The sequence below is a fragment of the Sphingobacterium sp. NPDC055431 genome (genome assembly GCF_053644255.1).
In genome coordinates, this window is the sequence record NZ_JBSHLH010000022.1 from 43,787 (window position 1) to 67,540 (window position 23,754).

A 23,754-nucleotide genomic window follows, 5' to 3' on the forward strand; every position below is an offset into this window, starting at 1 on the left:
CAATGAAACAATATTTAGACTTACTTGAACACGTATACACGACTGGTGTTGAAAAGACGGACAGAACTGGAACAGGAACAAAAAGTGTATTTGGGTATCAAATGCGTTTCAATCTAAAAGAAGGATTCCCCCTTGTAACGACCAAAAAGTTACATTTACGCTCCATTATCCATGAGTTGATCTGGTTCCTGAAAGGTGAGACCAACATCCAATATCTCAAGGAAAACGGTGTAAGCATTTGGGACGAATGGGCGGATGAAAACGGCAATTTAGGTCCAGTTTATGGCTCACAATGGCGTTCATGGCCTACTCCTGATGGCCGTCATATCGACCAGATCAGCCAAGTGATCAATCAGTTGAAAAAATCACCGGACTCCCGTAGGATCATTGTTTCGGCATGGAACGTTGCGGAAATCGAAAATATGGCTTTGCCTCCATGTCATGCCTTTTTTCAGTTCTATGTAGCGCCGGCGCAACCTGAGAAAGGGATCTTAAAACCGCAGCTATCCTGCCAATTATACCAACGCAGTGCAGATATTTTCTTGGGCGTACCGTTCAACATTGCTTCCTATGCCCTATTGACCATGATGGTGGCGCAGGTATGCGATATGGAAGCGGCAGATTTTGTCCATACCCTTGGTGATGCGCATATCTACAGCAACCATTTTGAGCAGACCGAACTGCAATTGTCACGCGATCCGAAACCACTTCCGCAAATGAGGATCAACCCTGATGTGAAAGACATCTTTGATTTCAAGTTTGAGGATTTTGAATTGGTGAATTACGAACATCATCCGCATATCAAAGCTCCAGTAGCTGTATAATAAAAACTAAAACATTTAAATGAGTTATCCTAAAGTTACATTTATTGTGGCGGCAGCCGAGAATAATGCAATTGGAAAAGGTAACCAAATGCCTTGGCATTTACCCAATGATTTCAAATACTTCAAGGCCAAGACCATGGATCATTCCATTGTCATGGGCCGGAAGACCTTTGAGTCCATTGGTAAAGCCTTGCCAGGCAGAAGGAATATCGTCATCAGCAGACAGCCTCAATTTAGGGCAGAGGAAGTTGATGTCGCAAACAGCATCCAAGCGGTAATTAATTATTGCAGGGATGAACAGGAAATATTTATCATCGGCGGAGCAGAGATCTACAAGCAATCCTTGCCCATTGCAGATGAAGTCCTATTGACCAGGGTGCACACCAATATTCCGGATGCGGACGCCTATTTTCCGGAACTGCCAGAGAATGAATGGGAGTTGGTCAGTCAAGATGCCCATCAGAAGGATGAAAAGCATAAGTTCGACTATACTTTTGAAGTTTATAAAAGAAAATAAGGGATGCCAAACAAGGTTTCCCTTTTTACGTTAAAGAATTATGAGTAATAGCAGTATACAGTTCCAATTATCTTTTATTGAGCCTCAGGCACATTATGTGGAGGTCCGAATGATCCTTGAAGGATTTGACCAAGATTACCTTGACCTCAAAATGCCGGTCTGGACACCTGGTTCCTACCTCATCCGTGAATTTGCAAAAAACGTGGAGCAGATGAAGATGGAAGATACGAATGGTAACCTCCTTGAATTTGACAAGATCAACAAGAATACCTGGAGAGTTCATTCCAAGGGTTCGCAGGTAAAGGTATCCTATCGTGTTTATAGCTTTGAACGCTCCGTGCGTACCAATTTTGTGGATGACCAACATGCCTTTATCAGCCCAGCAGGGACTTTCCTGTTCGTGGACGGCTATTTGGACCATGCTTCAACGGTTCAGGTTGATCTGCCAAGTTCCTGGAAAAAGATATCTACAGGTTTGGAATTGGTAGAGGGCAAACTCAATCTCTTCTTTGCAGAGAATTTCGATATCCTTTTTGATTCTCCGCTGGAGATCGGTAATCAGGATAGCTGGACGTTCAATGCTGCGGGTATACCCCATGAATTTGCGATGGTTGGAACGGCCAATTACGATAAAGATCGCTTGTCAGAAGATATCACAAAGATTGTGGAAGTAGAAACGGCGATCTGGGGATCGAATCCGAATGACCGATATGTATTTATTACCCATAATTATCAAAGTTCGCACGGTGGTTTGGAACACTTGAACTCGACGGTCTTGGCAGCATCCAGGTCCGCTTATTCCAATAACATCACCTATAATAATTTCTTGAGCTTGGTAGCCCATGAGTATTTCCACTTATGGAATGTCAAGCGTTTGAGACCCGCGAACTTGGGTCCATTCAACTATGATGTGGAAAACTACACCCCATTATTATGGATCTTTGAAGGTTTTACCGCCTATTACGACAACCTAATTACGCGTAGATGCGGATTTAGGAATGAACAGGAGTATCTAAATGAATTGGTTTCGGAATTCAATCTGGTATTGAACCGCCCTGGACACAAGGTTCAATCGGTGGGACTTTCCAGTTTTGACACCTGGATCAAACAATACCGCCCCGATGAAAACTCATCCAATGTCAGCATCTCCTATTACAACAAAGGAGCTATGTTGGCCACGATGATTGACATCAGCATCATTGCGAAGACCAATGGCAGCAAACGTTTGGACAATGTCCTGAAAGCGGCCTATGAAAAATATTACCTGATTGAGAACAGGGGAATCAGCGAAAAGGAATTCCAAGACTTGGCAGAAGAGGTTTCCGGAATCTCCCTGAAGGAGATTTTTGACGCAGTCTATACCACAGAAGAAATTGACTATAATGCTTATTTCAACGCGATAGGTTATCAGTTCATTGACATCAATAAGGAAAACCAGACACCTAGCATAGGGATCAAGGTTTCGCATCAGGATGGACGTACCATCATCAAGAATGTTGACCGCAATTCCGCTGCTTGGCTGGATGGATTGAATGTAGATGATGAAATCGTGGCAGTCAACGGAAATCGCTTGGATCCTATGGGTAGAGAACTGGACCAGGCTGTGATCAACAGCAAGATTGGTGATCCTTTGCAGATCCTGGTCGCTAGAGATGGCCTGATGCGTGAAATCACGATCCAGTTGAAAGCTAGTGAAAAAGTTTCCTACGTTATTGAAAGAAAAGAAGACAGCACAGAAGAACAAAGAAGGTTAGGTAATATCTGGCTTTCTTTATAATCTTGAAAAGTAGAAATACCCAGCAATCGAATCCCTTTCGTTGCTGGGTATTTTGTTTTCGCTCATCCAAAGCAATTAACCACTCATTATCAATAATTTATTTGAATTTTTTCTTTATTTTTAATGGCACACAATTAACAGAATCGAACCTAAGACCAATTTCAGGTTCCGTCCCGTTTAACCAATTACGGCCATGCAAATAAAACCCATTCAAAACCACAACCTATATGCCTATCGGCGTCTCCGAAGGGCAATTGGTTATCTAGGGATTTTTCTCCCGACCATTTTAGTCCTGCTATCTTTAATTAAATTCTTTGCGACCAAAATACAGCCCTCCATCAGCCATTATTACTATACCAACCTTCGGGAAATCTTTACGGGTACATTATGTGCTGTAGGCTTGTTTTTGATCTGCTATAAAGGAAATGGGAACAGGTCAATTCTCAAGAACGACAATTTACTTACGAATGTTGCCGGGATCATGGCTTTCGGGGTTGCATTTATCCCAACAGATCCAATTTCGGACTCCTGCCTGAAATGTACCTTGATCAACTTTAGCTTAACTTGGTTACACTATGCCTTTGCGGCAGTGTTGTTTTCCATTTTTGCCCTATTATCCATCAATGTCTTTACCATCGGGCAACAGAAAAACTCCGATATTCCGGTCAGTATGTTCAATGAAAACCGCATCTACAGATTCTGTGGCTATGGCATAATACTTTGCGTAGTTATGGTCCCTCTAAAGCTGTTCCCCTATTCTACCCTCGTTTTTGAAGCCTTAGCCCTTTGGATGTTCGGGATATCCTGGCTGATCAAAGGCAGGGCACTCGGGGACGAAGGCGTAATTGGCGAAAAAGTATACCGGGAGCATAATGCGGTGGATACGGAGAAGGCACTTTAGAATTTAGTAGTTAGTAGTTAGTATTTAGTATTTAGTATTTAGACTGTATAGCTTGCTATTTACCCTTACTAAATGGAAAACAATATCATTTTCAGAATTGCTGAATGATATTTTGGAGTACAAAGAAACCATGATGGAGCCCTAGGTCTAACTACTAAATACTTATTACTAAAGTATTTAGTAATTAATAGTTAGACTGTATAGCTTCCTATTTACCCTTACTAAATGGAAAACAATATCATTTTCAGAATTGCTGAATGATATTATGGAGTACAAAGTAACGATGACGGAGCCCTAGGTCTAAATACTAAATACTTATTACTAAATACTGTAACAACGAACAAGGCCTTGCTTTTTGAAGCAAGGCCTTGTTCGTTGTTAAAACGTGTATCTTATGGAGAATCCCACTCCATCCCAAATCCTGAATCCGCTTTCTTGAAGGAAGTCGAAATAAGGTTTGATATCTAGTGACAATGCTAGTGGAGCTTGCGGAATTTTGTATTCCACCCCTACGATACCATCAACACTCAGGGCCATTTCGGAATGTTTGTCAAAACGTTGCCCTTCTTTGTTGGTAAATGCTTTACTGGTATATGAACCTACCGAACCACCGAATCCCCAGAACCAGGAGAAATCATTGTACAATGGCAAGTGGTTTTCATAGAGACCTACCAAGCGGAACCTGCTGTATTCCGAGTTGCCCTGAATACTCAGAATTCCTTCCAAAGCCTTGTTAGGATTCATTGTATAACGATATGTTAATCCAGTAGCCGAACCAAATCTGGCACCGATGGCATGTTGAGATTGCAGCTGCGCGTTGGCAAGGTTAGTTGATGCAATAAAAGCGATAAAAACTAGTGTTAGTTGTAAGATTTTTTTCATTGAAAACAAATTTCTATTCCTCAAAAGTACTATTAATTTTTTAAACGCTTAAAACCGATTTTCGGTATAAGTAAAGTCAAAAATTATTCTGCAAGCATAGTTTTTCTTTAAAAAATTATATATTAGTCATTACCTAGATATGTATAACCAATTTTGTATTTTTAAGGGGAGATAAACATTATGAGCAATAATAAAAGATTATTTGATTTAATCAGTAACTATCAGAAGGAATTTTCCAAAGAGATCATGGTTGCTGGCCGCTCAAAGAATGGTTGGAAGACCTATTCCACCCAAGAGTTTGTAGAAATCATCGATAATATTAGTAAGGGATTATTGGCAAAAGGGATTCAGAAAGGCGATCGTATTGCCTTGATGTCCGGTAATAGACCGGAATGGAATTTCATTGACTTTGCCTGTAACCAATTGGGTGTGGCGACAGTGCCCTTATACCCTACCCTTTCCAATCAGGACCTCATCTATATCCTGAATGATGCTGGCGCAAAGCTTTTGTTTGTAAGCAATGAAGAACTTGCGAAGAAAGCTGACCTGGCATTGAAGGAGAACAACCAAGAGTTAGAGGTTTTTACGTTTGATGATATCCAAGACCGCAAGAACTATCTTGAAGTTTTGGGACTTGGTAAACAAAACGACCAGGACCTGCAAGTCCATAGAGACGCAGTGCAACCTGAGGATCTATTGACCTTGATCTATACTTCAGGCACAACGGGTAAACCCAAAGGTGTTTTCCTATCCCATAACAATATCATTTCCAATGTGGAGGCATGTAACCATTTGGTGACCGATGAATACAAGAAAGCATTGAGTTTCTTGCCATTATGCCACATCTTTGAGCGAATGGTAGTGTACCTGTACCTTTCCAAAGGGGTGCAGATCTATTATGCGGAAAACCTGGATAATATCGTGGTCGACATCAATGATGTAAAACCAGATCTATTTACGACAGTACCACGTGTATTGGAAAAAGTATATGATAAGGTCGTTGAGAAAGGCAAGAACCTTACCGGCATCAAGAAATCATTGTTCTTCTGGGCATTGAACTTGGGCTTACGTTATCAAGAACCTAAAAAGAACTCCGGGTTCTACAACTTCCAATTGGGCATTGCCAGGAAATTGATCTTTTCAAAATGGAAGGACGCATTAGGTGGAAACATCAAATTGATTATTTCTGGTGGTGCAGCTTTGCAGGAGCGTTTGGCAAGGGTGTTCTGGGCGGCAGGCATCAAGGTTTTGGAAGGTTACGGATTGACCGAAACTTCCCCGGTAATTGCCGTGAACTCCTGGAAGGAAGAAGATGTGAAGTTTGGAACAGTTGGACGCGTATTGAACAACCTGGATGTTAAGATCGCTCAGGATGGAGAGATCCTGGTAAAAGGACCAAGTGTGACCAGTGGCTACTACCATAACGATGAGGCGACCAAAGAAGCCTTTACCGAAGATGGATATTTGCATACCGGCGATATTGGTGAACTGACTCCAGATGGTTTCTTGAGAATCACCGATCGTAAAAAAGAGATGTTCAAAACCGCGGGAGGTAAATATGTTGCCCCTCAAGTTTTAGAAAATAAATTGATGGAATCTACCCTGATTGCCCAGGTGATGGTCATTGGTGAGAACCAACGTTTCCCAGCGGCATTGATCGTTCCGGCATATGAAGAGCTTGAAAAATATGCCAATCACAAAGGGATCAGCTTCAGTTCAAAAGAGGACTTGATCAAGAATACCGACATTTTATCTAAATACGAACAGGTTATATCACAGGCAATGGCTAACTTTGGGCATTGGGAGCAGGTGAAGAAGTTTAAGTTGTTGCCGAAAGAGTGGACCATCGACGCTGGTGAGTTGACTCCGAAGTTAAGCCTTAAACGTAAAGTTATCCTGCAAAAGAATGAAGAGGTAATAAAATCAATCTATTCTGAACAGGGATAATCTATGCTAAAAACAATTTGGACCAAGATAAAGGAATTCTGGCAACTACTATTGAATGCAGGTAATGCATTTGCTGATGACAACTGCATGAAGCTAGCCGCTTCACTTGCCTATTACACCGTATTCTCGATTGGTCCACTTCTGTTGATTTTAACATGGACACTGGGATTTTTCTATGGCAGTGCCCTAGATGGTAGCGAAGGTGCGCGTGAGCAGGTCATTGATGAGCTGAATCAATTGTTTGGAAAAGAAATAGCCACCTTGCTGGAATCTACCGTACATAATCTATCCCTTTCTAGCCGCTCCAATATTGGAATCATCGTCGGTGCAGGCACCTTGATGTTCACTTCGACCACTATTTTTGTGGATATCCAAAATTCAATCAATTCCATCTGGAAAGTAAAGCCTAAACCTAAGAAAGGTTGGTTGAAATTGATCATCAACAGGTTGATTTCATTCTCCATGATCCTAGGACTTGTTTTCCTGTTATTGGCATCATTGATTATCTCCAGTTTGATTGGCGTGATGACGAGCTATTTCAATCAGTTTATGGAAAATTGGGATATCAGTTTGATCGATTGGGTGAATACGGCCATTACCTTTTTGGTGATCTCGTCTTTATTTGGAATTATCTATGCCTTCCTTCCAGATGCGAAGGTTCGATTTAAGGATATATTGGGCGGAGCCCTTTTTACCGCCTTGTTATTTATGTTCGGTAAGTTCCTGATCTCCTTATACCTTTCACAGAACATCACTGCCAGCTCGTATGGAGCCGCAGGATCCATTATTATCTTATTGGCCTGGGTTTATTACTCTGCTGCCATTCTGTACTTTGGAGCCGAGTTTACGAAAGAATACGCCATCAAATATGGCAAAGGAATTCAACCAGCTTCATTTGCTGTGTTAGTAAAACAGACGGAATTGGAAATTGACCCTGAAACTGGAATTAGGGAAGTAGTAAAGAAACATAGCGACCCAGTTCAGTAGTGGAAGATCAAAAAAGCATCCAATACATGTTATTGGCGGGCTTTTTCTTCGCCCTAATGAATATTAGTGTCAAGTTGGTTTCGCATCTTCCTACCATGGAAGTGGTACTTTTCCGTTCAGTCATCAGTCTACTGGCTTCCTATGCCATCCTGAGAAAACAAAACATCCCTGTTTTTGGAAATAATAAGAAATTGCTGATTGCAAGGGGAATTGCCGGCTGTTTAGGGTTGGTAGGTTCTTTTTATACCTTGCAGAATATCCCATTGGCCTCTGCAGTGACCATCAATTATACAGCTCCTCTATTTACGACCATTCTGGGGATCTTCATGGTCAAACAGTATGTGAAGCCTATTCAGTTTCTGTTCTTTGGAATGGCGATCGCAGGTGTTTTGATGATGAAGGGTTTTGATTCCAGGATATCCAATTTTGATTTGGCGGTGGGCTTGATGTCTGCATTGTTTGCAGCCATTGCCTATAATATCATTGCGAAGATCAAAACCAGTGAGCATCCCTTGGTTATCATTTTTTACTTTCCATTGATCACGATTCCATTTGTCGGAATCTATAGTATTTTCGATTGGAAAACACCACAGGGCATTGATTGGTTTTATCTGTTATTGGTGGGTATCTTAACCCAATTGGCCCAATATTATATGACGCTTTCGTATCAGACCGCTAATCTTTCAAAGGTATCGAGTTTAACTTACCTAGGTGTGGTTTACGCACTGGGCATTGGATTCTTCTTTTTCGAAGAAACATACAGTTTATATTCCCTATTGGGAATTGGATTGATTATCCTGGCCATTCTATTCAACATGCGGGTAAAGACTAGCAAATAATTTTTGTATAACAACAGAAAGGGCAGCAATCTTAATTGCTGCCCTTTCTGTTTATAAGGAAATTCGTTATTTCACATTGTAATAGTAGATCTGTCTACCGACATTTCCCTGAAGGTCATTACCTTCCACGACTACCTTGTATTTACCGGTTCCATCAGCATTGAAGAATTCCAGGTTAACTTCACCTTTCGAATCTACACGTACATCTGGGTTCCAATAAACTGTTGTTCTGTAGTCATTGGTATTTTTTGACTCTGCTGTTTTATACTTCGGCTCGTAGAATTTACGTTCCTTCACATATCCTAGCGGATAGAAGTCGATTACGTTTGATTTAGGCAACATGGCTTCAATCTGTGCCATGGTCATACGAGGTTGTTTTTTCTCTTTCTTGGTGATGATCGAAACTACACCATCATTGTTGTACAGGTTTCTTACGGTACCCAGGTCATCACGCATAAAGATCTCGATAGCCTCGATATCAGCTACCTGAATCGAGTTGATGGAAGGCTCGTCTATTGGCATACCATTCAGGAAGAACTGTACGGGTACACGGCTGCCTTGGTTGAAATTTCTGGTGATATAATATTTCTGGGTATTGACATCATAGGTAATCCCTGTCAACATCGTATTTAAACACATGCTCAAGACATTACAGCCATTGAAACGGCTTCCTTCTATACGGTGTTCAGGCATGGAAAGCCCCGTCAATGCCGAGAAGTCCTTACTGGTCTGCTTTTTCTCTTGGGTTGCTGTTACCACGACTTCCTCGATCAGGTTATGCGTCCTGAATTCCTTTTTGCTATTGTCTAGGTATGCTTTTAGGTTCTCATCGATATTCTGGATGTTTGCGGCCTTATTTGGATTAGCTTGATCAATCTCTGGGAATAGCGTTGGATCCAAGGTAATTACCAGACTTCTGAAGTTGTCATTACCTCGAGCATTCAAGGTAGCTTTCAGGGAATCCGAAAAGACTAGGTTTTCGAATGTATATCTACCTGAATTATCAGTATAAGCATCTTTTTTAATAGCAGCTCCTGGGATATTCAACAATAAACCACCATTAGGCTGGACACGTCCGGTATTTTGGCGAAGGACGCCAGTGATCGTAATTCCTTGTTCAGGCATGAACTTCACTTGCGGTAGTCTTCCACTCACCAGATCCTTATATTCAAACCTTCTAAACCCTTGGGTCAACATTAAGGCATCCAAGGCTTCCAATCTGTTTTCGTTTTTAGGATTGAAGTAATAGTTTGGCTTTTCGATATAACCCTTTAAATCCGAGGCAACCAACATATTGCTGACAATACCTTTATCATTATCATCATTGTAAGGTACCTTGCTTTCATCGATGACAGCAACAGAGAAGTTCCCAGGCAGGCTATCCACTTTGGTATCCAGGTTCAGTTTCATTTTCACCAGATCCTTTCTTGCATAGTCCGTTTTATCAGTAGACACTTGGATTCCGATCAGTTCCTGCGGTTGGATAAACACCAAACGCTCGGATACAGGTTGTCCATCAGGGGTCATCAATGTAATCTGTACGACACCGTTCGGTAATTCCTTTAAAGGAATTCTAACCGATACTGCCGGACTTTTAATGGAAGCTTGGGCAGCATAGATCAAATGTCCATTCAGTTGACCAAAAACATAGTAAGGTTTGTTTTGGATGGAGCTGAAATATTGATCATTGGTAACTAGTCCTAGGTTGATAAATTCATTATCCTGAGAAACAGCCACGACGTTGATCTTATCGTCTACAACGGCCGGAAGGTCCACAGTTTTCTCGATTCCATTACCTAAGGTCACGACAGCTTTGTAGGTTTCTCCGGAAACAGGAATCATTGTAAATGACCCCATACCCATGCCTAGATCTTCAAAGCTGGCAATCTCTTTCTTTTTGCTATCGATGATTTTCCCTTTAACCGGAACGGATGAGCCACCCGATTCCATGGCCTTAAAGGCAACCTTTTTGGAAACTCCAGAGATAAGGTCCCCTCCTTCTGGGAAAAACTGAATATCTACATCTTGATAGGCATTCGCCAAAGAATATTGACCTGTCTGTCCTTCATCCAATTGAACAACCAATCGGCCAGTCTTGAATTTATCTTTTTCCTTATGGGATAGGTTGATCGTGATCCGACCGAGGTCATCCGTTTCAGCCTTTCCTTTATCAAAGGCATCCCAACCATCATTGGCTTCCCAATTCAATTTTTTACGACCTAATGCCTGTCCATCTGGACCTCTGAATTGAATGGTGGCTTTGGTTCGGTTTCCTTCCTGTTGATAGGTGATATTGGCACCCATCTTTTTATTGATTGCATCACCAATTGGAACTACCTTATTGAAAAAGTAGCCCATATCAAAGTTCATCATCCACTTGCTATAAGCCCTGAACCTATAGTTGTCCTGAGACCAAAACTGAGGATCAAGGACCAAATGTCCCTTTCCCGCACCTTCCTGCATGGGAATCCTTAGGGTCTGCATCAGAGAGTCCCTGCTGTTGATGACATCGACATAAACGATCTTGCTCGGGTCGTAATTAAATAGATTTGTATTTAGATAGGTTTTGAACCACAATGTATCTCCCACGGCATAATATGGCTTATCAAAGTGTAAATGCACTTTTTCCACTGGGTAAACCGAGAAATATTTTTGAACATTTTCTACTGCAGTATTGATTGGAATTGCAGGTTTTTCTTGGCCCTTAGCTGTGGTAAATAATGAGGTAAAAATTACGACGGCTAAAAGTAAACGATTAGTTAACTTCATCAATATTTAATTTTGAAAAAGCTAAATATATTGAATTTTTAGGGAACGAGGGAAGCCTTAAGGAAATTTAACAGATACCTACAGCAATGGCGCAAGCAATCGGCAAAGGGAATCCACTCCTCTCTTCCAAGCTTTTCTTTTTTTCCAATCCTTAATGGTAATCAGCACACAATTTTCACGGTCAATATCATACTGCTTTTCCATTTCTCTACAGAAATCTCGATTGGAGATAACAGCAGCAACTTCATAATTGATATAAAAACTTCGGAAATCAAGGTTTACAGTTCCTACATAGGCAATTTTGCCATCAATAATCGAGGTTTTCGCATGTAAGAAACCTTTTTCATATTGGTAGACCTTTACTCCTCTTTCCAGAAGTGGTTTGAGGTAGGAAAAGGTTGCATGTTGAACAAACCAGGAATCACCTTCAGCAGGGATCATCAATTCGACATCTACGCCGGCTGCTGCTGCCGTTTTAAGTGCGGTAGATAATTCTTCTGAAGGAATAAAGTATGGGGTACATAATTTAATGCTTTCACTTGCCTCTCCTATACTGATGAGCAATGCTTCCATATTAAATGGACCGATAGAACCAGGGTCACTGGAAGACAATGCCACAGCACTCAACTGATCGGTCACAACAGGAGTTTCACGAAGATATCCATCATCCAACTTAAAGGGTTTGCCGTCGGTCTGGTTCCATTGGTTCCAGAAGCTGATCTGGAACATAGCCCCCACATTCCCAACGATCTTCACCGAGGTATCTCGCCAATACAGACCAAATTCATTCGGGTTGGCATAGCGATCTGAAATATTGATACCCCCAGTATAGCATACAAAGCCATCGATCACCGCAATTTTCCGGTGATTACGGAAGTTGGAGTTTGCCAACGAGGTAAAGGTCACAGGTAAGAAAGCCTGGAATTCTATTTTGCTATCTTTCTTTTTCCGCATGTACCGAACGACCTTTGGCGAGCCGAAGCTGTCCACGATCAGCCGGACAATTATCCCTTCATTGGCTTTCTTTTCCAGTAAGTCCAGGACTTGGGTACCAATATTGTCCAAATCAAAGATATAGAACTCCATATGGATGGAATGCTTGGCTGCTGCCAGGGATTCCAAAAGTGCAGGAAACATCTGTTCACCATTGACCAGGAGCGTTACTTCATTATTTAAGGTCGGTGTGGAGAGTTTTTCATTCTTGAGATAAGAATACACTCGGGATAGGTCGCCGATCTTGCTCTGTATATTCCGAATGGACCATTGCATCAATGGCTCCAACCGCTGGAATTCCTTTTTCAACCGCAGGGTCTGTTCCTGGTTGATCCGTTTCATTTTTTTGACCTTAGAAAACTTCTGTCCAAAAAGATAATATAGGATTAGCCCCACAAAAGGGATAAAAACGATGACTAGTACCCAAGAAATGGTTTTGGTAGGATTTCGGTTTTCAATTAAGATGGTTATGATTACTCCAACATACATTATCGTTAATGGGATCCAGCCCCATATTTCCAGAAAATGTAAAACGGTCTTTAAGTGCTCCTGCATAGATAGAAATTATCTCTAATAACCAACTTAGCCCGTATTTGTTTTGAGACAAAAAACAAGGCTTCCATACAAGATAGGAAAGAAAATCAATTATGCACAATTCATTGCACCATCCATGTGCAATAAGGGGCTCAAATATGGGATATCTAGGTTAGCTCCCCTCAAGATGAACCAAGCACCCATAATCAGGAACAAGATGGGCAATACCGTAGAAAAACTGGTCTTGAAGATACGTTTCGGGAAGTTGCCGGCAAAAGAAAACACCAGCAATAAAGGTAGGGTACCTAGGCCGAACAGTAACATAAAAAGAAAGCTATTGGTCAAGGAGTCTGCATTTACGGCAGATGCCAAGGCCATATAGACCATTCCACAAGGCAGGATACCATTCAGTATACCGGCTATAAAACTTCCTCCAGGCCTATACAGCCATTTGCTCATAAACTTTGCAAAAGGTTGGATGGCTTTGGTCTGAATGGATGCGAGTTTCGATGAACTCTTGCCAAACATATAGAAAAGACCAATGGCAAAAAGGATAATACCGGTAACCAGGCTAAAACCCTGCTGCCAACCTTGGATAGTGGCTGCATTTCCAAGTACACCTAACAGCAGGCCTAATAATCCATAGGTCAGGATGCGGCCAGATTGATAGAGTAATTTATTAAAAGTCGTTTTCCAGGAGATCTTCTGCCCTGCCTGAACGGCAAGCAGCAGCGGACCGCACATGACCGCACAGTGGATACTGCCCAAAAGGCCCATAAAAAACGCCAGATAATGATAAGTCATTTTATTGAATAAACACGGCGTGATCGGAAATGTAAGATTTATCCGAATGCAGCCAGTCAATTTCTAATTTCCAATTCCCTTTCTTGAAACTACCTACAGGCAGTTTAAACTGATTGTTAGCTGTATTGAAAGGTAATACTTGATCGAGGTTTTTGTCATCCAAGCGGGTAAACTTCAGGGTTCCTTTATTTCCAGCAGATGAAAACTCAATCAGTAAGCTGTCTTTGAGCAATTGAAGTCTTGGTTTAGCATGATCTGCGAGCAGGTTTTCTTTTTTATGGAAAGTTTCATCATAGTTCAGCCCTTTTTCGTAGTAGTCTGACTCGACCAAGGTATCTGAATCATGACTGACCATATAGATCCCTGCACCAACAATAAATAGCATAAATGCCCCTAAACCAAATACTATCTTATATCCCCAGTTCATTTTAATTTTTTGCTGGAGGCGCAATAAATGTCGTCTCCATGGTTTCTAAAACTTTATCACCAACCTTGATATCCACCTTCACGTCAGTTTTATATTGTTTGATGGACTGCTGGTCTGCTATCAAAAATAAGCTTAATTTCGCACTTCCTTCACGGTTCAAATGGGAAATAGGATTCACCACCTGAATTTTGACCCCTTCCGTGGCACTAACCAAGTCGAAGTCTAGGTCCTTACTCGTTTTATTGATCACTTCCAAGGTGTACAAATTGGTCACCGTTCCATCGTCACGTTTTTGGTAGGTACTGCCTTTTGCACGCAATAGACGACCATCTACATCAGAACGACTGAAGATCATAAAACCAAAGATCCCCATCAATACCACCAGAATTCCGGTATATATGACCGCTCTGGTATTCTTCCTCTTACCTGCATCCTCCGTTTCCGTGCCTTCTGCTTCTGCCAAAGTATAGAATCCGATCAGACGTCTTGGCTTGTCAATCTTATCCATAACGGCATCACAAGCATCGATACAGGCTGTACAGGAAACACATTCCAATTGAGGCCCCTTACGGATATCAATCCCAGTAGGACATACATTCACACAGAGGTTACAGTCGATACAATCGCCTTTCTCTTCAGAAGAATCTTTTCTGATTTTTCCTCTTGGCTCTCCCCTTTTCACATTATAGGCAACTGTAACGGAGTTGTCGTCCAAAAGCACCCCCTGCAATCTACCGTAAGGACAGATACGGGTACAAACGATCTCTCTGACAAATGCGAACACGAAATAGAACACCAAGGTGAAAACAATAATAGATAGGAAACCTACAATATGGTTTTCAACAGGATCTGTGACGATCTTGTAAAGTGCATCCACCCCAATAATATAGGAAAGGAACAGATTGGAAATGATAAAGGATATCAGCAGAAAAACAGTGTGCTTCAGAAACTTCTTCCAAGCCTTGACATCGGTATCAGGACCTTCATTCAATTTTTTCTGTTGGGTCCAGTCACCTTCGATCAGGTATTCGATCCTTCGGAATATGAGCTCCATAAATATGGTCTGCGGACAAGTCCAACCACACCATACACGGCCATAGACAGCAGTAAACAGGACGATACAGACCAATACGATCAGCATCCCAAACAGGAAGATATGAAAGTCTTGTGGGTAAAAGATGTTACCAAAGATGGAGAACTTCCTTTCAATGATGTTGAACATCAAGAAAGGGTTTCCGTTTATTTTTAGGATGGGACCTAAAAAGAAGAACAGTAGTAATCCGTAGCCAACAACCTGTCGATAGTTAAAGAATTGCCCGCTAGGTTTCTTAGCGTATATCCATTTTCTTTTCGATTTATCTATTTGGTTTTGTTGATTGGATTCATTTACTACTGTTCCCATGATTTTTTAATATTTATTATTTTGTTGCTGTACTATCTGCTGGAGCTTCGCCTTCAGCAGCTGGAGCAGCACCTCCTTCACTTTCGTATGCAGTGACTTCAACGCCTTCTGCACCTTTTGGATTTGCAGGTTTGGTATCTCTCAAAGTGAGGATAAAGTTACTTACCTCTGCAATTTGCGCTGGTGTCAAGGTTTGTTCCCAAGGCACCATTCCTTTTTCCGGAACACCATATTTTACGGTTTTAAAGATGTCCTTGATCTCGCCACCGTGCAACCAGAACCTATCGGTCAAGTTAGGACCAATGGTACCTTCCCCATTTGCACCGTGACAGGCAGCACAGTTCATTGTGAACAATGCCTTACCATTTGCTGCCAGCGTTCCAGTTTCATCCACCTCGATGGTGTTTTCATCAAAGGAATTTGCAGACTGTGCCAAGAACTCTTGTTTTTCAATCTCTGCTTTTGCCATCTCGCGTTCGTATTCTTGGTCTTGGTTCAATCCCCAACCGAATACCTGGTAAATCAATAGGTATACCACCGCAAAGACTACAGAAGAATAGAACAAGGCGTTGAACCATACCGGAATAGGATTGTTCAATTCCTCAATTCCATCGTATTCATGGTTTTTGATCACCATGTCTTTTTCTTCCTCCAGAGGTTTCAAGCCCATGATATAGTTCCATGTGCTCTTCCAGTAATTCTTTCTGGACAGTTTCCTTTCCGCTTTTTGGCGTTCTTCTTCTTTGACAACCTCTGGCATGGTCACCTTCAACATAGACCTCAAGGCCTTGTTGATGGTGATGGCAGCAGCCAATACAGCGATCAATACGAAGAATACGGCTAGATAGAAAATATCGTTATATAAGTTGCCTGTACCAATCGCAATCAGCGTTCCTGATACACTGCTCAGTATTAATATTAGATTCATATACGTTCAGATTCAGGTAAGTTATCATTCTGTTTATCGGATTCATCAAATGGTAATCCTTTCATGTAATCCACAAAGCTTTTCTTCATGGTAAACAGCAAAATGGCTACCAGGATAAAAAAAGTCAAGAAGATTAACAGCGAGATGATCAAGTAAATCTCATCTCCATGTAAGTTTGTGATTTGTCTCCACATAGCTCTTTCTTTTTTTGTGTTACATTAATTGTTTTCTGCTACTTTATTCGCGTCATCTGCTTTCTTAGGCTCAGCTTTGATGTCTGTACCCAAGCGTTGTAGATAGGCGATCATCGCAACGATCTCTTTATTTGGTTCAACCTGAACATCGTTTGCAGCTAAATCTTTCACGATGGCTTGTGCTTGCTTTTCTGCATGTTCAACAGCATTGTTGATTTCATCATCCGAATAAGGCACCCCTAGTTTCTTCATCACCTTCATCTTACCGGTTAGGTATTTGTAGTTGATATCTTGTTCGATCAACCATGGATATGGAGGCATGATACTTCCTGGCGAGGTGATGGTTGGATCCAACATATGGTCATAGTGCCATTTGTGCGGATATTTACCACCGATACGGTGAAGATCTGGTCCGGTACGTTTCGAACCCCATAGGAATGGATGGTCATAAACGAACTCTCCAGCCTTACTGTACTCACCATAACGTGCAGTTTCCGAACGGAATGGACGAATGGTCTGCGAGTGACAGTTCACACATCCCTCACGGATATAGAGGTCACGTCCGGTCAATTCCAAAGCGGTATACGGTTTCACCGAAGCAATTTTAGGAACGTTGTTGGCCACTGTAAAGGTTGGGATCATCTCCACGATACCCCCGATAAGGATAGCGATCAATGACAACACCATAAACAGGATAGGCTTACGCTCTAAACGACGGTGAGCAGATTTTTCTGTTTTTTGGATAGGCTCCAATGCCGGTGCTTCTGCTGGCTCATTGGCAACCAAAGAACCTGTTTTGATGGTCTTAACCAAGTTATAGGTCATCATGATTACCCCTGTAAGGTAAAGAATACCACCTACAGCACGCATCATGTGCATTGGAAGGATTTCCAAGGTAGTAGCCAAGAAGTTAGGGTATTTCAATACACCTTCTGGCGTAAAGTCTTTCCACATCAAACCTTGTACTACTGCTGCCCAATATAAAGGAATAGCATAGAACAAAATACCTAATGTACCGATCCAGAAGTGGGCATTCGCCAATTTCTTAGAGTACAGTTGCGTTTTATAGATCCTAGGGATCAACCAATATAGGATAGCGAAGGTCATGAAACCGTTCCATCCTAGGGCACCGATATGCACGTGTGCAACGATCCAGTCCGTAAAGTGGGCAATAGCGTTAACTTGTTTCAAGGATAACATAGGTCCTTCAAAGGTTGCCATACCATAACAGGTCAGTGCTACAACCATGAATTTCAAGATAGGCTCAGTCCTAACTTTATCCCATGCACCACGTAAGGTCAATAGACCGTTGATCATACCACCCCAACTTGGAGCGATCAACATAATGGAGAATACAACACCTAAAGACTGTACCCAGCTTGGTAAAGAGGTATACAATAAGTGGTGCGGTCCGGCCCAGATATAGATAAAGATCAAGGACCAGAAGTGTAGAATACTTAATTTATAGGAATATACAGGGCGGTTAGCCATCTTAGGCAAGAAGTAGTACATCAGACCTAAGAAAGGAGTCGTAAGGAAGAATGCTACCGCATTATGCCCGTACCACCATTGTACCAATGCATCTTGAACACCTGAATAAACGTAATAACTTTTCCACATACCCACTGGCATCTGAATGGAGTTCACGATGTGAAGAACGGCAACCGTAACGAAAGTCGCAATGTAGAACCAAACGGCCACATACATATGTCTTTCTCTACGTCTGATGATCGTTCCGAACATGTTGATACCAAACACTACCCAGATAATGGTAATGGCAAGGTCAATTGGCCATTCCATTTCTGCATATTCATGCGAACTGGTCAAGCCTAACGGAAGGGTAATTGCTGAGGCTACAATGATCAATTGCCAACCCCAAAAGTGGATCTTACTAAGTAAATCGCTAAACATCCTGGCCTTTAAAACCCGCTGCATGGAATAATAAGCCCCCATAAAAATGGCATTTCCTACAAAGGCAAAGATTACTGCGTTGGTGTGTAAAGGTCGAATACGTCCGAATGTGGAATATTGAAGTCCAAAGTTTACCTCTGGCCATACCAACTGCAAGGCTGCGATTAGCCCGACAGTCATCCCGACGATCCCCCAGATTACAGTTGCGATTCCAAAATCTCTGACAATCTTGTTGTCATAATTAAATTGCTCTACCTGCATTATTCTTATATATTAAGTTAACGATTCAAAATTACCAGTCTGCCCATGACATTCTAATGATAATGAGAAGCAAGAAAATGTGATTTCAATCACTTTTTTATTTAGGAAAGTGGCAATCGCAAAAACGGATAACCAAAAAGAAGGTGTAATAGGTACTTTAGGTCTTCATAATCTTATTGAGGACCAGGTTCAATTCCTGATCTTTTCGAAAAATTGGGATACGGCAAATAGCTTCTCTTTAGTTTTCCTCCAATCCACTCAATACGCTTTTCATTAGGTCAACAAAAAATCCCCGAAAGGGATTTCATTATTTTAAATTTAGGTAAATTCTACTAAACATAGGATGATTAGGCATATTAATTTTCAAGTATTTGTTTAGTGATAATATACCTATTAAATAAGGCACAAAAAAAGGAAACCTCTGGGTTTCCTGATTTGGTATTGTTCATAAAATTAGGCTTTCGCGCTTTATGTCGTTTCCAAGATTGCTTTCATGGAAATGATCTTATAGACGTAGGCTGCAGTTTCCGAATTCAATTTCAAGTCATAATAATTGTCTTTCTTTTGTCTTCTTAGGGAAGCTCTCAAACTTCCGCCACCAACGTTATAAGCTGCTGCCGCTAATGTCCAATCACCGAACTCTTTGTACAATGATTTCAGATATTTTGCTGCCGCATGTGTAGACTTAATCAAGTCTAAGCGCTCATCCACACTACCATTCACTTTCAATCCATATAAACGGGCAGTTGCCGGCATAAATTGCCAATAGCCACCAGCTCCTTTATGAGAAGTTGTTTTCGGGTTCAGGCTACTTTCAACTACAGCAATGTACTTGAAGTCTTCAGGAACACCATAACTTTTCAGGATTTTTGCAATGCGGGGAAGTAATTGATCCGCTTTTTTGTGAATGTGATGTGAGGGCTTTTTTAGATAAGCAAACCTACTCAGGTACTTGTCTAGTTTTTTCTGTACAGTAACTTCTTCCAATGGAATATCAGTTTCTGCAAAAGAGAGCTGACTATAGGGGTCGTTTTCTGCCTCTTTTTTAGCCAATGTTTCCGAAATATTGGCTTTCATCGAGTGGTCCAATGCCTTTCTAAAAGGATCGGCCATCTCTGGTTGGGGTTTGGAGTACAAGTTTGACATTAACATTAACATCAAAAGCGCACTACTACATAATACTCTTTTTTTAACCATTCATTCCCTTACTGCCACCCTATCCACGGAACTTGTTTAAACCGATCAAAAAGTAGCTTGGTGAAAAATCAAGCTCCAAAAGTACAGCTTATTACTTTAACGCACAAACAATAGTATTAATAAAGAAAGTTAATTAAAGTTAAAACCAAGTAAAACCTACGTTAAAACCACTTTAAACTACTTTTTCAAGAAAACCTCAAATTGTAACATTTTTGGGCTATTTTTTATTCTTCAAAAGCTCATGCAAACATATATTGACCTATATTGAGGTTTTGAAACGAAGAAACAAACAATCCTAGCAACCAAGAAGCTGCAATTTCCCTCAGTTTTTCCTTACAATCCCTAAATCGCTATAAACTAGATTATTAGGCCTCCATTGAGCTTAAAGCGAGTTTTAAGCAATGTTATTGTATAAGGAATCTAATATTTAACAAAGTATTGTGTTTAAATGCTGAATGAGTGAAAAAATTGCCTATCTTTGTGGCTCATTTTTTCGAATTATGCCATTCAATAGCAAAAGGAACAGTCGAGACGACAACTCCAGAAAATCAAGAAGCAGTTCAGACGGCTTCAGAAACAACAAAAAGGACGATAAATCATCCTTCGATTCATCGAGAAGTTACAAATCCGATAAATTTAATCGTGACTCAAATTCTGACAAAAGCAGATTTGACAAAGACTCCAAGTTTGGAAGAGATTCCAAATTCAACAAGGACTCTAAATTTGCCAGAGATTCCAAATTCAATAAAGACGGAAGACCTGACAGAGGCTCCAAGTTCGGAAGAGACAATAAATTCAACAAAGATTCTAGACCTGACAGAGATTCCAAATTCGGAAGAGACGCCAAATTTGACAGAAGCTCCAAATTCGGAGCTGATGCTAGACCTGACAGAGATGCTAGACCAGATAGAGATTCAAAATTCAATAGAGAGGAAAGACCGGAAAGAAAATCAAGGTACGGCGATGAAGCTACACCTAAAAGAGGTTCAAAATTCGGAAAGGACTCAAAATTCAATAGAGATGGTAAGTTTGAAAAACCTTTCAACTCAGACCGTCCATATAAAAAGTTTGATGGAAAAGGAAAGGACTTTGGAAACAAACGTTTTACCCGTGACAATGATGAAAGATCAGATCGCGACTTCCGCAAAGACAACTTCAGAAAACCTAAGCAAGAGAAAAACTTCAACGCTGAGGATGATGGTTTGATCCGTTTGAACCGTTATATCTCTAACTCAGGTATCTGTTCACGTAGAAAGGCTGATGAGCTGATCGAAGCTGGAGTTATTTCAGTAAACGGTGTTGTGGTTACTGAATTAGGAACCAAGGTTGATCCTGCCAAAGATGAAATCAGATATAACGACGAACGTCTGAAACGTGAGAAAATGGTATATGTCCTTTTGAACAAACCAAAAGATTATATCACCACCACAGATGATCCTCAAGAGCGCAAAACCGTTATGCAACTGGTTTCTAAAGCGACTAAAGAGCGTATCTATCCAGTAGGACGTTTGGACAGAAACACCACCGGTCTTCTTCTGTTGACCAACGATGGCAACCTAGCTGAGAAATTATCCCATCCAAGAAATAACATCAGCAAAATCTACAATGTGGAGTTGAGCAGGAGCCTTAGCCAAGGAGATTTCAACAAGATCGAATTCGGTATTGAACTGGAGGATGGCTTTATCAAACCAGACGACCTTAGCTTCGTTGTAGGAGGTTCAAAAAAGGAAGTTGGCATTCAGATCCACAGTGGTAAAAATAGGGTCGTAAGACGCATATTTGAGTCCCTAGGTTACGAAGTTGAAAAACTTGACCGTGTGGTTTATGCAAACCTGACCAAAAAAGATCTTCCTCGCGGACGTTGGAGATACCTTGAAGAGAAGGAAATCATCCAATTAAAGCATTTAATGAAATAGCATACAAGGCGCAATTGGATTGCGCCTTTTTTATTTGAGCCCACTTTCGTATTTTTAAAAAAATTAGATTTGATATGACAGACCCTAAATGTTTAACGTCGGTGGCTGAATTCCATAAAACATTTCAGCACCCGATTTTAGATCAACCTACAATCCCTTCAGAAACTCGTTGCAATCTGAGAGTATCCTTGATCGCTGAGGAATTGAAAGAACTTGAAGAGGCTATTCAGGACAAAGATCTAGTAGAGATCGCCGATGCCCTTTGTGATATTCAATATGTACTTTCTGGAGCCATCTTGGAATTTGGATTAAAGGATAAATTCAATGACCTGTTCAATGAAGTTCAGCGCTCTAACATGAGCAAAGCCTGCAAAACGGAACAGGAAGCCATAGAAACCCAAGAACATTACCTAGCCAAAGGCGTCGAATCTTATTATAAGGAAATCGATGGCAAATACTTGGTGTTCAGAAAAGGCGATGACAAGACCTTAAAATCAATTTATTACTCTCCAGCTGATCTAAAGACCATCGTTGAGAAATAATAAAACATAAGCTTAAAAGAAAAAGGATGCCAATTGGCATCCTTTTTCTTTATATCGTCAGGTCAGCTTCTCTATAGGCCGAACCTTGCTTCACTCCTCTTTCTTCCAATCCCTTATCAATCTTGGTCTGAATACCCGATTTAGGAAATCCCCAATTAGGTGCAATCAGCAATTCCTTATCTGCAATACCAAATATCCGTTGGATAATGATATCAGGCCTCAATAATGGAATAAACTTGGCCAAGAAATCGGTATACTCTTCTATGCTGAACAAATGGAATGGTTCACGCTTATATTTCACACCCATGATAGAACCTTCCACGATATGTAGGTGGTGCAATTTCACAAACTTGATCTTGGGATGCTTATTGATTTCATCGGCATACTTCAGCATCATTTCCTCCGTTTCCCAAGGAAAGCCAAAGATCGTATGAACACAGAGTTCCAAGAAGGTATTTTCCAACATCTTCATCGTCGAAATAAACTCATCGTGCGAACATCCCCTGTTGATGCGTTCCAAGGTATCATTATAGATCGATTCCATGCCCATTTCCAGGTCCACATCATACCGGTCGGTATAACTTTCCAATAATGCTATCTTCTCAAAATCCAAACAATCCGGACGCGTACCGACCGAAAGACCCAAGGTATGTTCCGGACAGATACTCAAGGCCTCATCATACATCATCTTCAGGAGATGTGTCGGTGCATAGGTATTGGTATTTGGCTGGAAATAGATAATGAACTTCTCAGCTCCATAGCTATTTCTCGCGCGTTCGATACCATTTTCTACCTGCTCCCTGATCGATGGGATTTTACGGGCCGTATCAGGCGTAAAAGAATCTACATTGCAGTAGGTACATCCACCATAACCCTTGCTACCATCACGGTTCGGACAGGTAAAATTACCATCTACGATAACCTTAAACACCCGTTGTCCGTCGTATTTTTCTTTCAGATAAGCCCCATAGTGGTTATAAGGCTTAATACCATTATCTAATTGTGTACCCATTGAAATGCAAAGATAAGGAATTTTGAAAGAAATAAATGATTTGAGTTTAAGGGAGTTGTGGGAAATTTGGTTTGAACCAGGATGGAAAGGATGGTTTTGAACCAGGATTAAATGGATGAGAGGATGGACCAAGAACTGGGAACGGACCAGGATTAATGGGATGGGAGGATATTCCAGGAGCAGGATGGAT

Annotated in this window: 20 protein-coding genes; 9 read left to right on the top strand and 11 right to left on the bottom strand. The window is 41.1% G+C overall.

Annotated elements, in window-relative coordinates; genetic code table 11:
- The first annotated feature begins 2 nt into the window (after window positions 1–2).
- From ACWIB3_RS16270 to ACWIB3_RS16285, 4 genes are all read left to right on the top strand, one after another.
- The gene (locus tag ACWIB3_RS16270) at window positions 3–824 is read left to right on the top strand and encodes a thymidylate synthase (RefSeq protein WP_185213501.1); all 822 of its coding nucleotides are present in this window, start codon (window positions 3–5) and stop codon (window positions 822–824) included.
- Window positions 825–843: 19 nt separating this feature from the next.
- Window positions 844–1,341, top strand: a complete 498-nt coding sequence (locus ACWIB3_RS16275; protein WP_254528175.1) for a dihydrofolate reductase — start codon at window positions 844–846, stop codon at window positions 1,339–1,341.
- A 40-nt stretch (window positions 1,342–1,381) separates the two neighbouring features.
- On the top strand, window positions 1,382–3,118 hold the full coding sequence (locus ACWIB3_RS16280) for a M61 family metallopeptidase (protein ID WP_454292144.1): 1,737 nt from the start codon (window positions 1,382–1,384) through the stop codon (window positions 3,116–3,118).
- 193 nt (window positions 3,119–3,311) lie between these two features.
- Window positions 3,312–4,019: a hypothetical protein gene (locus ACWIB3_RS16285; RefSeq protein WP_313259070.1), complete on the top strand. Its 708-nt coding sequence runs from the start codon at window positions 3,312–3,314 to the stop codon at window positions 4,017–4,019.
- 378 nt (window positions 4,020–4,397) lie between these two features.
- Here the strand turns inward: ACWIB3_RS16285 and ACWIB3_RS16290 are convergent, their stop codons facing one another.
- Entirely contained in the window at window positions 4,398–4,901 is a 504-nt protein-coding gene (locus ACWIB3_RS16290; protein WP_185213497.1) for a hypothetical protein, read from the bottom strand.
- A gap of 180 nt (window positions 4,902–5,081) precedes the next feature.
- Between ACWIB3_RS16290 and ACWIB3_RS16295 the strand changes: the two genes are divergently transcribed.
- From ACWIB3_RS16295 to ACWIB3_RS16305, 3 genes are read left to right on the top strand one after another with little or no spacing between them, the layout of a single operon-like run.
- Window positions 5,082–6,848 (top strand): AMP-dependent synthetase/ligase, encoded by a 1,767-nt coding sequence (locus ACWIB3_RS16295; protein ID WP_454292145.1) that lies wholly within the window; start codon window positions 5,082–5,084, stop codon window positions 6,846–6,848.
- A 3-nt stretch (window positions 6,849–6,851) separates the two neighbouring features.
- Window positions 6,852–7,835, top strand: coding sequence for a YihY/virulence factor BrkB family protein (locus tag ACWIB3_RS16300; protein ID WP_093094871.1), 984 nt, complete (start codon window positions 6,852–6,854; stop codon window positions 7,833–7,835).
- Window positions 7,835–8,674 (top strand): DMT family transporter, encoded by an 840-nt coding sequence (locus ACWIB3_RS16305; protein ID WP_214648523.1) that lies wholly within the window; start codon window positions 7,835–7,837, stop codon window positions 8,672–8,674. The genes ACWIB3_RS16300 and ACWIB3_RS16305 overlap by 1 nt, the downstream gene beginning before the upstream one ends.
- Before the next feature lie 66 nt (window positions 8,675–8,740).
- Here ACWIB3_RS16305 and ACWIB3_RS16310 read toward each other — a convergent pair whose 3' ends face one another.
- The 9 genes from ACWIB3_RS16310 to ACWIB3_RS16350 all read right to left on the bottom strand — a co-directional run bounded on the left by ACWIB3_RS16310 (window position 8,741) and on the right by ACWIB3_RS16350 (window position 20,043).
- Window positions 8,741–11,443, bottom strand: coding sequence for a carboxypeptidase-like regulatory domain-containing protein (locus ACWIB3_RS16310; protein WP_454292146.1), 2,703 nt, complete (start codon window positions 11,441–11,443; stop codon window positions 8,741–8,743).
- Between the two features lie 78 nt (window positions 11,444–11,521).
- Window positions 11,522–12,991 carry a cardiolipin synthase gene (gene cls / locus ACWIB3_RS16315; RefSeq protein WP_185213494.1) on the bottom strand — a complete coding sequence of 490 codons (1,470 nt, stop codon included), beginning with the start codon at window positions 12,989–12,991 and terminating at the stop codon, window positions 11,522–11,524.
- 90 nt (window positions 12,992–13,081) lie between these two features.
- Window positions 13,082–13,774 carry a sulfite exporter TauE/SafE family protein gene (locus tag ACWIB3_RS16320; RefSeq protein WP_185213493.1) on the bottom strand — a complete coding sequence of 231 codons (693 nt, stop codon included), beginning with the start codon at window positions 13,772–13,774 and terminating at the stop codon, window positions 13,082–13,084.
- A 1-nt stretch (window position 13,775) separates the two neighbouring features.
- Complete coding sequence (locus ACWIB3_RS16325; RefSeq protein ID WP_454292147.1) at window positions 13,776–14,201, bottom strand: FixH family protein; 426 nt, start codon at window positions 14,199–14,201, stop codon at window positions 13,776–13,778.
- Window position 14,202: 1 nt separating this feature from the next.
- Window positions 14,203–15,603 (bottom strand): cytochrome c oxidase accessory protein CcoG, encoded by a 1,401-nt coding sequence (gene ccoG / locus ACWIB3_RS16330; RefSeq protein WP_454292148.1) that lies wholly within the window; start codon window positions 15,601–15,603, stop codon window positions 14,203–14,205.
- Window positions 15,604–15,619: 16 nt separating this feature from the next.
- Window positions 15,620–16,531, bottom strand: a complete 912-nt coding sequence (locus ACWIB3_RS16335) for a cbb3-type cytochrome c oxidase N-terminal domain-containing protein (RefSeq protein ID WP_454292149.1) — start codon at window positions 16,529–16,531, stop codon at window positions 15,620–15,622.
- Window positions 16,528–16,725 (bottom strand): hypothetical protein, encoded by a 198-nt coding sequence (locus ACWIB3_RS16340; protein ID WP_454292150.1) that lies wholly within the window; start codon window positions 16,723–16,725, stop codon window positions 16,528–16,530. Before ACWIB3_RS16340 ends, ACWIB3_RS16335 begins: the two co-directional genes overlap by 4 nt.
- A gap of 24 nt (window positions 16,726–16,749) precedes the next feature.
- Window positions 16,750–18,897 carry a cytochrome-c oxidase, cbb3-type subunit I gene (gene ccoN / locus ACWIB3_RS16345; protein ID WP_185213489.1) on the bottom strand — a complete coding sequence of 716 codons (2,148 nt, stop codon included), beginning with the start codon at window positions 18,895–18,897 and terminating at the stop codon, window positions 16,750–16,752.
- Window positions 18,898–19,365: 468 nt separating this feature from the next.
- Window positions 19,366–20,043 carry a lytic transglycosylase domain-containing protein gene (locus ACWIB3_RS16350; RefSeq protein WP_454292151.1) on the bottom strand — a complete coding sequence of 226 codons (678 nt, stop codon included), beginning with the start codon at window positions 20,041–20,043 and terminating at the stop codon, window positions 19,366–19,368.
- Window positions 20,044–20,549: 506 nt separating this feature from the next.
- On the opposite strand from ACWIB3_RS16350, the gene ACWIB3_RS16355 reads away from it, so the two are divergent.
- Window positions 20,550–22,010 carry a pseudouridine synthase gene (locus ACWIB3_RS16355; protein WP_454292152.1) on the top strand — a complete coding sequence of 487 codons (1,461 nt, stop codon included), beginning with the start codon at window positions 20,550–20,552 and terminating at the stop codon, window positions 22,008–22,010.
- A gap of 74 nt (window positions 22,011–22,084) precedes the next feature.
- Window positions 22,085–22,552, top strand: a complete 468-nt coding sequence (locus ACWIB3_RS16360) for a pyrophosphohydrolase domain-containing protein (protein WP_454292153.1) — start codon at window positions 22,085–22,087, stop codon at window positions 22,550–22,552.
- Between the two features lie 49 nt (window positions 22,553–22,601).
- Here the strand turns inward: ACWIB3_RS16360 and ACWIB3_RS16365 are convergent, their stop codons facing one another.
- Entirely contained in the window at window positions 22,602–23,564 is a 963-nt protein-coding gene (locus ACWIB3_RS16365) for a TIGR01212 family radical SAM protein (RefSeq protein ID WP_454292155.1), read from the bottom strand.
- Window positions 23,565–23,754: the final 190 nt, after the last annotated feature.